Here is a 13,276-nt window from a genome sequence, read left to right on the forward strand (position 1 = left end):
ATCGGCTCGCGGAATTTTTCAGCTGGCGCAGTCCTGCGTCTTCGCCCGGACCTCGATGGCCTGGACCGCCCCGTCCGAATCCAGCGTGAAGTGGTACGCACCCTGGTCACCGGTCGGCGACACGAGCGCGCTCCCCGACTCCGACGTGCCCGGATAGGTCGCGGTGACCTGGTCCTTCGGCGACCCTTCGCCCACGCCTTCCGGGGTGTGCGCGGCACCGTCGGGCTTCACCGCGACCACGCCGTTCTCCGCCGACACGACGGCCGTCGAGGCAGGCACCCCGGCACCGCTGACGTCGTAGTAAGTGCAGCCGGCCGACTCTTTCACCGTCGTGAGCTTCATGCCCTGGTCGGTGAGCTGCTGCTCGGTCATGCCGAGCTTCACCGCGCCGAGGCCGTCCGCGGTCACCAGCGCTCCGGACACGGCTTTCGGCGGCGTCGTCTTCGGCGGTGCCGGCTTCGTGTGATGCGGACGCGCGGGCGGCACCGGCGGGTCCGCCACGGTGGGCTCCATCGGCACTGGCGGCGCTTGCACCTGCGTCGATTCGGCGCTCGACGGGGGCTCGGGCACCGAAGAAGGCAGCGTGGGCTGCGCCGAAGCGACCTGCTGGGCGGCGACGCCGGTCGCGGCGGGCTGGGTGCGCAACTGAATCGCCACCAGCCCGGCCGACCCCACCGCGAGAACGCACACCGCCCCGGCCGCGGATGTCAGGACCCGCTGCCTGCGCCGCCGCCTGCGCGCGCCGGCCACGATGGCCGACGCGGCGTCCTCGGCTGGTTCGACGGCTAGCCGGTCGTCGGCGAGGAGGGCGCGGAGCCGCTGTTCCAAATCGTCGGGCTGACTCACCCGGCGTCGCCTCCTTCCTGGTTCCTCATTTTCGCCCGCAGGGACGCGATCGCCTTGCTCGCTTGGCTTTTCACCGTCCCCTGGCTGATGTCCAGCGCCTTGGCGATCTCCGCTTCGGACAGTCCTTCGTAGTACCGCAGCACCATCACCGTGCGCTGCCGCGGCGGGAGGTCGCGCAGCGCCTGCCACAGCGGCTCGTGCTCGAACGGGTCCTTCGGCGCGCACGGGCTGGTGTCCGGCAGATCCGCGACGAGGTTCTCCCGCCGCGTCCGGCGCCAGCGGCTGACGTGCGCGTTCGCCATCGAACGCCGCACGTACGCGAGCGGGTCGCCGGTCTTCTGCTGCACGTACGACCAGCGTGCGCCGATCTTTTCGAGCACGGTCTGCACGAGGTCCGCGGCGTCGTGCGGGTTCCCGGTGAGGACGTGGCCGTAGCGGAGCAGCCCGGGCAGGGCTTCGCGCACGAAGTCGCCGAAATCCGTGATGGCGTTGACCGTCTCCGCCTGCTGACCGGCCCAGGGCGGATCCCCGCTGGTCAGAGGCAATGCGGCTGCCGTCACCGTATCGCCCCCTCCCCGGATGACCGCGTCGAGCGACGGTTCCTCGTCATCCCCACCACGCATGAGCGCCCCCGAGGGTTGTCCCGTCTCCGTCGCTACTTTCCGTAGCTGTGGACAACTGAGGTCAGCGCACGGAAAGCGACTCGGGCAGCTTCAAGGCGCCGTCCGCGTCAGTGGGGAAATCGTGTACCGCGACCACAGCGTTTCGCGGGATCGGCCCGTAAATGTGCGGGAACTGGATTCCGCGCGGGTCCGGCGGGTCGCCGTCCTCCCAGCGGACGGGCGCGTCGACCAGCTTGGGATCGATTTCCAGCAGGACCAGGCCGGATTGGCCGCGGAAGACGGCGTTGGCGGGAAGGGCGACGGTGCCCGGGTCCGAGCAGTGGATGAATCCGGCGTCGTCGAGCGAGGACGCGCGGTATTCGCCGTCGGCGGGCACCGCGGCCCACTCGGCGCGGGTGCAGATGTGGAGGATCACGCGGCGATCATCCACCTGTGGACAACTCAGGTCGAGTTGTCCACAGGTGGACAACTCAGCGAATGGTGAGCTGGCGTCCGATCAGCCCGTCTCGGGCACGCCGCTCGGCGGCGTTGAGCGGCTCGGCGTCGAGCGACTTGAGCGCCTCGTCCAGCCGGGCGCCGAGCTGGTCCTTGGGCTCGGCCCACTCCCGGGCGTGCGCCTCGGGGTCGAGGTCCCACACCGGGACGAGCAGGCCGTGCGCACGGAACGACCCGGCGTACCGGGTGCCCTCGCCGAGCCCGAGCGTGCCGGCCGCGGACAGCCGCGCAAGCGCTTGCAGCAGCAGGTTCTCCGGTTCCGGGCGGACCCAGCGCAGGTGCGCCTTCTCGCCGGCGAGCACCCAGTACGCGCCGGAGCCGAGCCGGTCGGTGGGCATGATCGCGGCGTTCGCGCGCTCGAGGGAGACCGCGACGTCGCCGGTCGCGTCCGCGTCCTCGGGCAGCCACCACGCGAAGTCGGTGTGGAGGGCGACCTCCAGCTCCGCGCTCGGCACGAGCAGGTCCTGGAGCCGGTTGTGCTCGTCCGGGTCGGTGGGCGACGTCGTGTCCGGCACCGACAGCACGTCGCCCGGTTCGGCGTCGAGCAGCCAGCGCAGCGCGCGGCCGAGGTCGCGGCTGATGTCGGAGGACCGGGTCTGCACCTGAAGACCGAGGAACCGCTCGCCGTCCGAGCGGACGAACGCCGCGGCGGCCATGGGCAGCACCGTGCCGAGCGTGACGTCGCCGCCGTCGGCGAGCGTCAGCTTCGCCGTGGCCGACGGGACGAACTCGCGCAACGCGATCAGCTCCGGCTCCGCGGCCAGACCCTCGAACGGCTGCCCGACGAAGACGTCGCGCACCTTCGGCTTGCGGTCCGGCTTGGGACCCTTCTTACGCGCGCCCTTACCCATTTCAGCCTCCTCGGAACTCGATGTCAGACGCTATCGAAGGGACCGGCCGTCCAGGCTCGCGGGTTAGAGTCAGCTCGTGTTCGACCCTCGCGATCCCGCCTTCCTCGCCGACCCGTACCCCGCGTTCGCCGCGCTGCGCGCCGAAGGCGAGGTGCACCAGCACGACGGCCTCGGCATCGCGATCACCGTTTCGCACGCCGCGTCCGCCGCCGTGCTCCGGCACCGCGGGCTCGGCCGCATCTGGACCGACGCGCAGCCGCTCGAACGGTTCGCGTCGTTCAACCTGCTGCACCGCAACTCGTTGCTGGAGAACGAACCGCCGGCGCACACCCGCCTGCGCCGCGTCATCGCGGGCGAATTCGGCCGGGGCCACGTGCAGCGGCTGCGTCCGATGGTCGCGGAACTCGCGGAGTCCATGGTGGACACCCTGGCCGCGAAAATCGCCGCCGACGGCAGCGCGGACCTGCTCGAACACCTCGCGCAACCACTGCCGGTCGCGGTCATCGCCGAACTGCTCGGCGTCCCGACGTCGGACGGCGCGCAGCTGGTGACGTGGAGCAACGCCATCGTGAAGATGTACGAGTACGGCCTCTCCGAGGACGGCCGCGACGCCGCCGAACAGGCCGCGGCCGATTTCGTCGCATACCTGCGCGAGGTCGTCGCTGGCTCCCCTCGCGGCATCGTCCGGGACCTGACCGCGAGCGAACTGACCCCCGACGAGGTCGTCGCCACCGCGGTGTTGTTGTTGATGGCGGGCCACGAGGCGACGGTGAACGTGATCGGCAACGGGGTGACCGCGTTGCTCACCCATTACCTGGAATGGGAGCGGCTTAGGTCCGACCCAACGTTGCTGGACTCAGCTGTGGAAGAACTGATCCGCTTCGACTCTCCGTTGCAGTTGTTCGAGCGCACGGCGACCGAGGATGTGGAAATCGCTGGTCACCGGGTCGCGAAGGGTTCGAAGATCGGCGCGCTGCTGGGTGCCGCAGCACGCGATCCGAAGGTGTTCGACGCCCCGGACACCCTCGATGTGGGCCGGTCGCCGAACGCGCACCTCGGTTTCGGGATGGGGATCCATTACTGCGTCGGGGCACCGCTGGCCCGGGTGGAGATCGCGGCCGCGTTGACGGCGTTGACGAAGCGGCTACCGGAGTTGCGGCTGGCCGCGGAGCCGGAGCGGAGGCCGGAGTTCGTGATCCGCGGATTGCGGACTTTGCCGGTGACCGCCTGAGGCAGGGCTCGTGAGCGGCATCTAACCGGCAACGTCGCTCACGACAACACCTCAGCGCAAGCCCGCGAACAAGTCGTCCTCCAACCCGGCGGCTGGCGCGACGGAACCGTTCGTGCGGGCAAGGTGGTAATCCTCCCAGGGCCAAGTCTTTCGCTCGATCTCGCGCGAGTGGGCGAAAAACGGATGCCCCGGATCCATCTGCGTGGCGTGCGCGCGCAACGCCGCATCCCGGGTCGCGAAGTGTTCTTCGCAGCGGACGCGGGCGGTCACGGTGAGCACGTCGGTCGGCGGCAGTTCGTCCAGAACCGGGCCCATCAACGACTCCTCACCAGCCGCGATCGTCGCCTCGTGCATGGCTGCGAACCAGGATCGGCTGAGGGTGGCGAGGTAGTAGAGCTTGCGCGGACTGCCGTCGTCGGATTCGGCGAACGCCGCGGTGGTGACCTCATGCGTGCGGATGTGGTCGGGGTGTGGATAACCGCCAGTCTCGTCATAGGTGACCACCACCTGTGGACGGAATTCCCGCATCAGCTCCAACAACGGTTTTGTCGCTTCAGCCAAGGGAATCTCCGCGAAGCTGCCAGCCGGGGAAGGCGTGGCCAACCCCGAGTCGACATGTCCGAGGAACGTCTGGCGGATGCCGAGAATCCTTGCCGCGTCAGCCATTTCCCGGCGACGGATGGCAGGCAGATCCCCCCGGACGTCCTCTCGGTCCAAAGTTGGGTTGAGCACATCCCCGCGTTCGCCGCCGGTGCAGGTGGCTACCAGGACGTCGACGCCCTCGGCTGCGTAGCGGGCCAGGGTCGCGGCGCCTTTGCTTGATTCGTCGTCAGGATGGGCGTGCACGGCCAAGAGGCGGAGCGTCATGCGCGGGTTCCTTTCGGGAAGAAGAGAGCGGGGACAAAGCTCAGCAGGGAAAGGCCAAGTGCCCAGGTGAACGTGGTGCCGAACGCGGCGGCACCGGGTGGTTGCGCATGCAGAACCGCCACCAGAAGCGCTGTGCCGAGCGAGCCGCCGATGCGGTTGACGACGTTGATCGCGCTCGCCGCACGCGGAATTTGGCTGCGCTCCAACGAGGTGTAGAGCATCGTCATCCCGGGCGTGGTGGTCGCGCCTAGACCGAACCCACGGATCAGCAGCGAAATTGTCAACAGGGTCGGGCTGGGGGAATCGCCGAGCTGAGTGAAGGCGATGGTACCCACGAGCGACAACGCGATGCCGGTGAGCATGACGGTTCGCGAGCCAAAGCGGTCCAACAACTTTCCGCCCGCAATGAGGACGACGGCTGATCCCAATGCCTGTGGCGCGAGCAGGAGTCCAGCGGCGAGAGCGGACGTGTGCTGGATTTGCTGGTAGTAAAGCGGAAGCAGCAACATCGAGCTGTAGAGCGACGCACCCAGCAAGAAGGTGCTCGCGCTCGCGACAGTGAAAGCCTTGTGCGCGAACAACTTCAGGTCAAGCAGCGGCGATTGCGTGCGCCGAGCGTGCCAGGCGTACGCGATCAGCAGCACGGCACCGGCGATGGCGAACGTGTTGGAACCTTCGCCTAGGCCGTAGCCGAGCGCACCGAGTCCCGGCGGGAGCAGCAGGAGACCGCGGACGTCGAGTGGATCGCGCGTGCCAGCGGGTTCCTCGCGCGGCAGCACCCGGACGGCGAGCAGCAAGGTGGCGACGCCGAACGGCACGAGCCCGAAGAACAGCCAGCGCCAGCCGAGGTCCTGGACGAGCGCACCGCCGAGCATCGGGCCGAGCACCGGCGCGACGGTCGCGGGCAGCGTGACGACGCCGATCATCCGGCCTAGCCGCGGACCGGCCGCCTGCGCGAAAATCGCCTGGCCGACCGGTTGCATGAGACCGCCGCCGAGACCGTGCAGCACGCGGAACGCGATCAGCGCCGGAGCCGACCAGGCGAACCCGCAGAGCACCGTCCCCAGTGTGAACAGCGCGACGGCCGCGATCCACACCTGACGGCCGCCGAACCGGTCGGAAAGCCAGCCGGACAGCGGAATGGTCAGCGAGGCGGCCAGCAGGTACGCGCTGGCCACCCACTGCACGGTCGGCAGCGAACTGTCCAGGTCACGCGCCATCACGCCGATCCCGACCGACACGATCGTCGCGTCGAGGATCGACAGCACCGCGCCCAGGATCAGCACCCCGCCGAGCCGGCGAAGCCCGGCATCGGAGACCGGAGCCGCCGGAAGCTGCGTGGTCATTGCCTCACCCCCTTCATTAGGCCGGACCTGAGATTAGGTCGAACCTAGTTAATGGGTCAAGCACAATTTTAGGTCGGACCTAGTACACTGGGCGGGGTGAGCCTCAGGGAGCAGAAGAAGCTGGAGACGCGGCAGACGATCTCGGCGGTGGCGACGCGGCTGTTCATCCAGCGCGGGTTCGACCAGGTGACGATCGCCGAGGTCGCGGAGGCGGCGCGGGTCGCCAAGATGACCGTCACGAATCACTTCAGCCGGAAGGAAGACCTGGTCTTCGACATCCGGAACGATTTCGTTGACTGGCCGGCGAACCTGGTCCGGGCCGCCCCGGAGACGCCGGCGCTGATCGCCGTACGGGACGGGTGCTTCGCGGAGCTGGACCAGGCGAGCGCGTTGCTCGGGTTCGCGGACGTGTCCTTCGTGCGGATGGTGCGGCAAAGCGAACGCCTCACGTCCGCGCTCCGGGACATGCACGTCGACCGGGAATTCGAGCTCTCCGCCGCGCTGCTCGACCGGCATCCGGACCGGGAGATGCTGTCGCGGACTGCCGGGGCGCACCTCACGTCGGTGCTGCGGCTTCTTCTCGACGACGTCTGGCGGCTGACCTGGCAGGACGTCAAGCCGGACGATCTGGTGGAGCAGATCCGGGATTCCGCGGCGGTCGCGTTCGGCCAGCTGGAACCGGCGCTCGGCGACCTTTAACGCGCGGCCCCGACCGGACGCGCGGTCCGCAGCTCGGGCTCCGGCGCGCCCTCGATCTTGAGCACGCGGAAGTCGCGCAGACGTTCCGGGGCGATCGGCATCAGCAGATCCGAGAACCGCCGGATCACCAGCGCGGTGCCGATCGCGAGCACGGCCGCGGCGAGGTCGGTGAACGCGACCAGCAGGACGCTGTCCGCCATCGCCTGCACGCCCGGCCGGATCCGCCAGATGATCGTGATGATCAGCAGGACCCAGTTCGCCACCCACGCACCCCACCAGCCGAGCACGAGCCGCGACGGCTTCGGCCGCTTGTCGCGGGACCGGCGGAGCACGGCGTGTTCCAGCTCGCTGACCACGGACAACGCGAGCGGCAGGTTCGCGATCGGCACCAGCACGCCCACGAGCACCTGCCAGACCGGCCGCGGCGGCGCTTCATCGGCCTCGTCGGCGGCCGCCTGCCGGGCGACTAGCAGCCACCAGACCGAGAGTCCGGCGGGGAGCAGCGAAAAGATCGTGGTGAGCAGGCCGGCGAGCATGACGAACGCGTCGGAGAACCCGACGACGCTGCTGTTCAGCGCGGAATCGCGGCTCTCCACGAGGAGCGCGTACCGCCAGATCTCCGCCCCCGCCGCGATCACGGCGAGAACGGCGAACGTCCAGAGGATCGTGGTGAGGCTCCGCGCGAGCACCGGGATCCGGTCGATCGGCCGGATTTCGCCGGACGCGGTGCCGGGCACGTTCGTCGGCCGGCGCCAGGTCAGGTTCGGGAAGCCCCAGCGCGGCGGCACCGGATAGGACGGCGGACCGGAGTAGGGCGTCGCGGGCACGGCACGCCGACGCCGAACGACACTCGGCGGCGGGGACGCGACCCAACGCAACTTGGCCGCCCGCTTCGGCGGACTCGCCTGCGGTTGCTGCGGCGCGGGCCGGTGGATCGGACCTTGCGGAGCAGCGGTGAACGGGCGCGCGAACGCGGGGTGCGGCGGGTAGACCTGCGCCGGGTACTGCTGCTGGTACGGCTGGGCGAACTGCTGGCCAGGATGCACCGCCCCGGCTTGCTGCGGTGCCCAATGGCCGGGTTGCGGTGGCGGGCCCGACTGCCCATGCGGCGCGGGAACGCCCTGCTGGCCGGATTGCGGTGCCTGGCCTGGCTGCCCGGGCTGTGCGGCACCGCTCTGATGGCCGGGCTGCGGCGCTGGACCGGGCTGCCCAAGCTGCGCGACACCACCCTGCTCGCCGAGCTGCGATGGCTGGCCTGGCTGCGGCGCCACGCCCAGCTGCCCAGGCTGCGCGGCACCGGGCTGCGGTGCCAGGCCCGGTTGCCCATGTGATGCGGCACCAGGCTGCGGTGCCAGACCCGGCTCTCCAGGCTGCGCGGCACCGGGCTGCGGCACCATGCCCGGCTGCCCCCCAGGCGGTACGGCACCGCCCTGCTCGCCGGGATACGACTGCGCCCCCTGTTGCCCGCCATTCGGCTGGCCAGCATGCGATGGCGCGCCAAACTGCGGCGACGAGCCAGCCCAACCGGGGACAGGTCCGCCAGCCGGAGCGCCCGGCCCGACGTGCCCAACCCCAACCCCAACCCCAGCCCCGGTGCCAGTGCCAGTGCCAGTGCCAGTGCCAGTGCCAGTGCCAGGAGAACCGTGCCCAACCCCGCCGTGACCTGCATCACCCGGCGGGGCACCGTCCCCCTCGTCCCGGCCGAAGCCAGGCACGAACGACGCCGGATCCGAGGATTCCGGCGGCTCGGGAACAGACTGGGCAGGCATCCGTCAGAGAACCTCGGGTTCAGCGTCGGGGTTTTCGCTCACCATGCGGCGGCCTTCGCGCGCCCAGGCTCCCATTCCGCCCGCGACGTTGACCGCGTCCCAGCCGCTCGCGTTCAGCCACGCCGTGGCGCGTGCCGAGCGGCCGCCGGAGCGGCAGATGACGTAGACCGGGTTGTCCTCGGGGAATTCGGCGAGTTCGCCGACCCGTGCGGGCAGTTCGCCGAGCGGGATGTGCACCGCGGCGGGGGCGTGCCCGGCGGCCCACTCGTCGTCCTCGCGGACGTCGAGCAGTGCGACGTCCGCGGGAAGGTCGCGGACTTCAGCGGTCGGAATTTCAGCAGGGCTCACCACAGGTTCCATGCTCCCATGTCAGGACGTTGTACGCGTGTGAGGAACGCTAACCGCTAAGCCTTGCGGTGGCGTCCCCGGCCGGCCCGCAGTTTCTCGTCGGCCTGGCCGAACCGGGCGACCGCGCGGTCGCGCATCAGGCCGAGCGGGTCGGGGGCGTGCAGGCGCAGCATGATGTCGTTCACCAGTTCCGGGCGGCCGGACCTGGTCAGCCTGCTCACCACGTAGGTCGCCAGGAACGCCGAGGGCACCGAGATCAGCGCGGGCTGAATGGTGAACCACGGCATCTTGTCCCCGGTGTACTCGCACACGATGTTGTACGCCAGCGCGCCGAGCACCATCCCGCCGCCGACGACCATTCCAGCCAGCGCGCCCGGCCAGCTGAGCTTGCGCCACCAGATGCCGAGCAGCAGCAGCGGGCTGAACGTGGACGCGGCGAGCGCGAACGTCATTCCGATCGAGAGCGAGATGTCCTCGGTGCGGAAGATCAGCGTGAGCGCCATCGGGCAGATCGCGACCAGCAACGCCGCGACCCGGAAGTCCTTGACCCGTCCCGGCAGCAGGTCCGTCGACACCACCCCGGCGACGCTCACCAGCAGGCCCGAGCAGCTCGAGAGGAACGCCGCGAACGCGCCCGCGGCCGTCACCGCGGCGAGGATCTGCCCTGGCCAGCCCGGCAGCACCGCGGTCGGCAGCAACAGTACGGCCGCGTCGGTGTTGCCGGTGAGCAGCAGTTGCGGCACATACATCCGGGAGAGCGCGCCCAGCATCGTCGGGAACAGGTAGAACAGCCCGAGCAGCAGGAGGACGTGCACGGTGGTGCGACGCGCGGCCTTGCCGTCGGGGTTGGTGTAGAAGCGGACCAGCACGTGCGGCAGGCCCATGGTGCCGAGGAACAGCGCGAAGATCAGCGAGTACGTCTGCAGCAGGTCGGTGATGCCGTTCGACGCCGGATGCAGCCACGCGTCGTTCGACGTGGGCGCGTCGCTCACGACCGGCACCGGCGTGCCCGCGGCGAATTCCAGCGTCGTCCCCGCGGACACCTTGTGCGGCACGAGCGGCGACCAGCGCGCCATGCCGCCCGCGGGACCGTCGTCGATGTGGCCGTGTGCGTAGAAGAACGTCTCGGTGGTGACCTTCACGGTCACGTCGGTCTGCACCGTCACCTTGGTGTCCGACGGGAACACCGGCGGCGCGGGCGCACCGAGCGCACGCACGCCGCCCGGGCCGCCACCGGCGAAGAAAACCATGCACAGCACGAAAGTCGGCACGGCGATCGCGAACAGCTTCAGCCAGTACTGGAACGCCTGGACCACGGTGATCGCGCGCATCCCGCCGGAGATCACGTTGACCGCGACCAGGACGATGACGAGCAGCGCACCCGCCCACGCCGGCACCGGAACGATCTGCGCGAGCGTCAAACCGGCGGCCTGCAGCTGCGGGACCATGTACAGAATCCCGATGAACACCGCGCCCGCGGTCGCGAAGCGGCGCAGGCCCCGCGAACCGAGCCGGGCCTCCACGAAGTCCGGCAGCGTGTACGCACCGGATCGGCGCAGCGGCGCGGCTACGAACAGCATCAGCGCGAGGTACCCGGCGGTGAAGCCGATCGGGTACCAGGTCGCGTCGGCGCCCTGTTTGAGCACCATGCCCGCGACACCGAGGAACGACGCCGCGGACAGGTATTCGCCGGAGATCGCCGCCGCGTTGCGGCTGGAGCGCACGGTTCGGCGGGCGACGAGGAAGTCGTGCGTGCTGGTGGCCCCGCGCGACGAACGGAAGCCAAGGTAGTAAGTCGCGAAGGCGACCAGCGCGAGGCCGGTCAACGTCCACGGGGTCAGCTGCACGGCGTGAATCCTCGCACGACCACACGCTTCCGGGACGCGCCGCCACCAGCGAACGCATCCCCCGCGCGGGTCAGTTCTCGATCATGTCGACGAAGTCGCGTTCGTGCCGCTCGGCGAGCCGGTTGTACCAGAGGCCGACGGCGAAAAGGAACGGGAACGGAAGCAGGCCGAGCACGAGCCACGGGATCGGGATGCCGATCACGGTGAACCGCGCGACCGCGGGGAGGAAATAGAACAGCGCGGGCAGCATCCCGAGCACGACCAGCACCAGCACCGCCAGCCACACCGACGTGCGCAACTGGACCTTCACCAGGTCGCGGACCAGCAGTTTTCCCCAGCTGGTCTGTTCCTCCAGCTCGATCCGCCCGCGCATCCGCGCCGACGACTGCCGCGAATCGGCGAGCACCACGCGTTCCCGTTTCGGCCGCACGTGCGCGGGTTCGCTGGAGCGCGGGACCGGTTCGGGAGCGGGCGGCACCGGTTCGACCACCGCGCGGTCCTCCGGCCGCACGCCCAGCGTCGGGTCCGGTTTGCGGACTCCGTTCTCGAGCCGGTGGTAGGGGTCTTCGGGCGAGGACATCGACGGCTAGCCGCCCCGGCCGGAACCGACGATGCGGTCCTTCAGCGCCCGGGTGTGCCTGCGGCTGACCGGCAGCACTTTCTCCTCGTTGCCGATCACGACCTGGTAGCCGCCCTGGCCCATCCGCATTTCGGTGATCAGCGGCAGCGCGACCAGGAAGGACCGGTGAATCCGCACGAATCCGGCCTTCTCCCAGCGTTCTTCCAGCTGGGCGAGCGGGATCCGGACGAGGTGGCTGCCCTCGGTGGTGAACAGCCGCGCGTAGTCGCCCTGCGCTTCCACCCAGCGGACCGACGAGCGCGGGATCAGCTTCGTGGTGCCCGCCAGTTCGACCGGGATGACCTCGTCGTCGGTCTTCACCGGCTCGGCCCCGCCCTGGCCGGCGGGCGGGCCCGCGACCGTGGCCAGCTTCTCGCGCACCCGCGCGACCGACCGGTCGAGCCGGTCCTGCTGGAACGGCTTGAGGACGTAGTCGACCGCGCCGAGGTCGAACGCGTTCACTGCTTCCTCGGCGTGCCCGGTGACGAACACCAGTACCGGCGACGGGTTCATCGCCGCGATCACGCGCGACATCTCCATGCCGGACAGGCCGGGCATGTCGATGTCGGCGAACACGGCGTCGACCGTCGGCAGGCCGCTTGCCCGCCGGGCAGCCAGTTCCGGGTCGTCGTGCGAGAACAGCCGCAGCGCGTCGGAGGCGTCCGAGGCCTGGAAAACGCGGTGGATGTGCGGGTTGTTCTGGAGTCCGTGGCTGAGTTCGTCCAGCCCGGCCAGCTCGTCGTCCACGGCAAGGACGATGAGTTTCCGGGTGTCGTCGTGAGCACTCACAGTGAGACGCATCCTGCCGATTGCGAGGTGCATTGTCCAGACCCCAGCCGAGAGTACCGCTTGTGAGTGGCGTACCGGAGTCGCCGCTCACCTCCGGTCAGAGTCCGAAACGCGACCAGGCCGCCTTCGTGGTCACCGCGTCCAGCAGCGCGCTCGCCGCCGCGGGCGCCCCGATCCCGAGCCGGGCGAGCAGCGGTTTCTTCGGCTCCGCCACGGAAATCTCGGCGTCCGGGTACCGCTTGCGGACGATCTCGCGCAGCGAACCGAGCCCGTCGACGAGCCCGAGGTCGACGGCTTTTTGTCCTAGCCAGACGTCCCCGGTGAACAGATCGGTGGAATCGGTGAGCCGGTCGCCGCGCCGTTCCTTGACCCATTCGACGAACAGTTCGTGCAGCTGGCTGTGCATGTTTTTCAGCCACTCGACGTCCTCGGGCTTCTCCGGGCTGAACGGGTCGAGCCGCGATTTGTTCGCGCCCGCGGTGTGCAGCCTGCGCTCGATGCCGAAGCGTTCGAGCAGCCCGGTGAACCCGAAGCCGCCGCTGATGACGCCGATCGAGCCGACCATGGACGTCCGGTGCGCGTAGATCTCGTCGGCCGCGCAGGCCAGCCAGTACCCGCCGGAAGCGGCGATGTCCTCGGCGAAGGCGAGGACGGGCACGCCCTTTTCGTCGGCCAGCTGCCGGATCCGCTCCGCGACTAGCCCAGACTGCGTCGGCGCACCGCCGGGCGAGTTGATCTGCAACGCGACGGCCTTGAGCCGGTCGTGCGCGAACGCCCTGGTGAGCGCGGATTCGACGGCGCCGAGGTTGATCGCACCGCGAGCCAGCGGCGACGGCGACGGCGTGATCACCCCGTGCAGCTTCACGACGGCGACCACGTCCTTGCGGTCGCCCCGGTCGCCGAGCACGGGAAGGCGGGAAGTCAGCTTGTCGGTCACGCTCATCTG

At 69.8% G+C, this 13,276-nt stretch carries 15 protein-coding genes; 3 read left to right on the top strand and 12 right to left on the bottom strand.

Annotation, left to right across the window (positions count from 1 at the left end; translation table 11 throughout):
* Positions 1-18 precede the first annotated feature (18 nt).
* From EIZ45_RS06580 to EIZ45_RS06595, 4 genes are all read right to left on the bottom strand, one after another.
* Complete coding sequence (locus EIZ45_RS06580; RefSeq protein WP_134664507.1) at positions 19-846, bottom strand: hypothetical protein; 828 nt, start codon at positions 844-846, stop codon at positions 19-21.
* A complete protein-coding gene (locus tag EIZ45_RS06585) occupies positions 843-1,406 on the bottom strand; it encodes a SigE family RNA polymerase sigma factor (protein WP_238603636.1) in 564 nt (187 codons plus the stop codon). The genes EIZ45_RS06580 and EIZ45_RS06585 overlap by 4 nt, the downstream gene beginning before the upstream one ends.
* Positions 1,407-1,530: 124 nt before the next feature.
* The gene (locus EIZ45_RS06590; RefSeq protein ID WP_037806979.1) at positions 1,531-1,884 is read right to left on the bottom strand and encodes a DUF952 domain-containing protein; all 354 of its coding nucleotides are present in this window, start codon (positions 1,882-1,884) and stop codon (positions 1,531-1,533) included.
* Positions 1,885-1,939: 55 nt separating this feature from the next.
* On the bottom strand, positions 1,940-2,815 hold the full coding sequence (locus EIZ45_RS06595; protein ID WP_134664509.1) for a DUF5926 family protein: 876 nt from the start codon (positions 2,813-2,815) through the stop codon (positions 1,940-1,942).
* A 76-nt stretch (positions 2,816-2,891) separates the two neighbouring features.
* On the opposite strand from EIZ45_RS06595, the gene EIZ45_RS06600 reads away from it, so the two are divergent.
* Positions 2,892-4,046 carry a cytochrome P450 gene (locus tag EIZ45_RS06600; protein ID WP_134664511.1) on the top strand — a complete coding sequence of 385 codons (1,155 nt, stop codon included), beginning with the start codon at positions 2,892-2,894 and terminating at the stop codon, positions 4,044-4,046.
* 51 nt (positions 4,047-4,097) lie between these two features.
* Here the strand turns inward: EIZ45_RS06600 and mca are convergent, their stop codons facing one another.
* Positions 4,098-4,913, bottom strand: coding sequence for a mycothiol conjugate amidase Mca (mca, locus tag EIZ45_RS06605; protein ID WP_134664513.1), 816 nt, complete (start codon positions 4,911-4,913; stop codon positions 4,098-4,100).
* Complete coding sequence (locus EIZ45_RS06610; RefSeq protein WP_134664515.1) at positions 4,910-6,259, bottom strand: DHA2 family efflux MFS transporter permease subunit; 1,350 nt, start codon at positions 6,257-6,259, stop codon at positions 4,910-4,912. Before EIZ45_RS06610 ends, mca begins: the two co-directional genes overlap by 4 nt.
* Before the next feature lie 96 nt (positions 6,260-6,355).
* On the opposite strand from EIZ45_RS06610, the gene EIZ45_RS06615 reads away from it, so the two are divergent.
* Positions 6,356-6,958, top strand: coding sequence for a TetR/AcrR family transcriptional regulator (locus tag EIZ45_RS06615; protein ID WP_134664517.1), 603 nt, complete (start codon positions 6,356-6,358; stop codon positions 6,956-6,958).
* Here EIZ45_RS06615 and EIZ45_RS06620 read toward each other — a convergent pair.
* Positions 6,955-7,893: a DUF4328 domain-containing protein gene (locus EIZ45_RS06620; RefSeq protein ID WP_167756376.1), complete on the bottom strand. Its 939-nt coding sequence runs from the start codon at positions 7,891-7,893 to the stop codon at positions 6,955-6,957. The two genes, EIZ45_RS06615 and EIZ45_RS06620, sit on opposite strands and share 4 nt — an antisense overlap.
* A 6-nt stretch (positions 7,894-7,899) precedes the next feature.
* Between EIZ45_RS06620 and EIZ45_RS06625 the strand changes: the two genes are divergently transcribed.
* Entirely contained in the window at positions 7,900-8,289 is a 390-nt protein-coding gene (locus EIZ45_RS06625) for a hypothetical protein (RefSeq protein WP_167756357.1), read from the top strand.
* Between the two features lie 441 nt (positions 8,290-8,730).
* Here EIZ45_RS06625 and EIZ45_RS06630 read toward each other — a convergent pair whose 3' ends face one another.
* The 5 genes from EIZ45_RS06630 to EIZ45_RS06650 all read right to left on the bottom strand — a co-directional run bounded on the left by EIZ45_RS06630 (position 8,731) and on the right by EIZ45_RS06650 (position 13,273).
* On the bottom strand, positions 8,731-9,087 hold the full coding sequence (locus EIZ45_RS06630; RefSeq protein WP_134664521.1) for a rhodanese-like domain-containing protein: 357 nt from the start codon (positions 9,085-9,087) through the stop codon (positions 8,731-8,733).
* A 44-nt stretch (positions 9,088-9,131) separates the two neighbouring features.
* Positions 9,132-10,922 carry a cation acetate symporter gene (locus tag EIZ45_RS06635; RefSeq protein ID WP_037806961.1) on the bottom strand — a complete coding sequence of 597 codons (1,791 nt, stop codon included), beginning with the start codon at positions 10,920-10,922 and terminating at the stop codon, positions 9,132-9,134.
* Between the two features lie 70 nt (positions 10,923-10,992).
* Positions 10,993-11,502, bottom strand: coding sequence for a hypothetical protein (locus EIZ45_RS06640; RefSeq protein ID WP_134664523.1), 510 nt, complete (start codon positions 11,500-11,502; stop codon positions 10,993-10,995).
* 6 nt (positions 11,503-11,508) lie between these two features.
* Positions 11,509-12,342, bottom strand: a complete 834-nt coding sequence (locus tag EIZ45_RS06645; RefSeq protein WP_037807605.1) for a LytTR family DNA-binding domain-containing protein — start codon at positions 12,340-12,342, stop codon at positions 11,509-11,511.
* An 85-nt stretch (positions 12,343-12,427) separates the two neighbouring features.
* A complete protein-coding gene (locus EIZ45_RS06650) occupies positions 12,428-13,273 on the bottom strand; it encodes a S49 family peptidase (RefSeq protein WP_134664525.1) in 846 nt (281 codons plus the stop codon).
* Between the last annotated feature and the right edge of the window lie 3 nt (positions 13,274-13,276).

The sequence above is a fragment of the Amycolatopsis sp. CFH S0740 genome, assembly GCF_004522315.1.
Taxonomy (GTDB): domain Bacteria; phylum Actinomycetota; class Actinomycetes; order Mycobacteriales; family Pseudonocardiaceae; genus Amycolatopsis; species Amycolatopsis nivea.

What these genes read in the sequence shown, in the direction of transcription:
- EIZ45_RS06650 (WP_134664525.1), bottom strand. Translation starts at nt 13,273, where the DNA reads ATGAGCGTGACCGACAAGCTGACTTCCCGCCTTCCCGTGCTCGGCGAC.
- EIZ45_RS06610 (WP_134664515.1), bottom strand. Translation starts at nt 6,259, where the DNA reads ATGACCACGCAGCTTCCGGCGGCTCCGGTCTCCGATGCCGGGCTTCGC.
- EIZ45_RS06630 (WP_134664521.1), bottom strand. Translation starts at nt 9,087, where the DNA reads ATGGAACCTGTGGTGAGCCCTGCTGAAATTCCGACCGCTGAAGTCCGC.
- EIZ45_RS06595 (WP_134664509.1), bottom strand. Translation starts at nt 2,815, where the DNA reads ATGGGTAAGGGCGCGCGTAAGAAGGGTCCCAAGCCGGACCGCAAGCCG.
- EIZ45_RS06645 (WP_037807605.1), bottom strand. Translation starts at nt 12,342, where the DNA reads ATGCGTCTCACTGTGAGTGCTCACGACGACACCCGGAAACTCATCGTC.
- mca (WP_134664513.1), bottom strand. Translation starts at nt 4,913, where the DNA reads ATGACGCTCCGCCTCTTGGCCGTGCACGCCCATCCTGACGACGAATCA.
- EIZ45_RS06640 (WP_134664523.1), bottom strand. Translation starts at nt 11,502, where the DNA reads ATGTCCTCGCCCGAAGACCCCTACCACCGGCTCGAGAACGGAGTCCGC.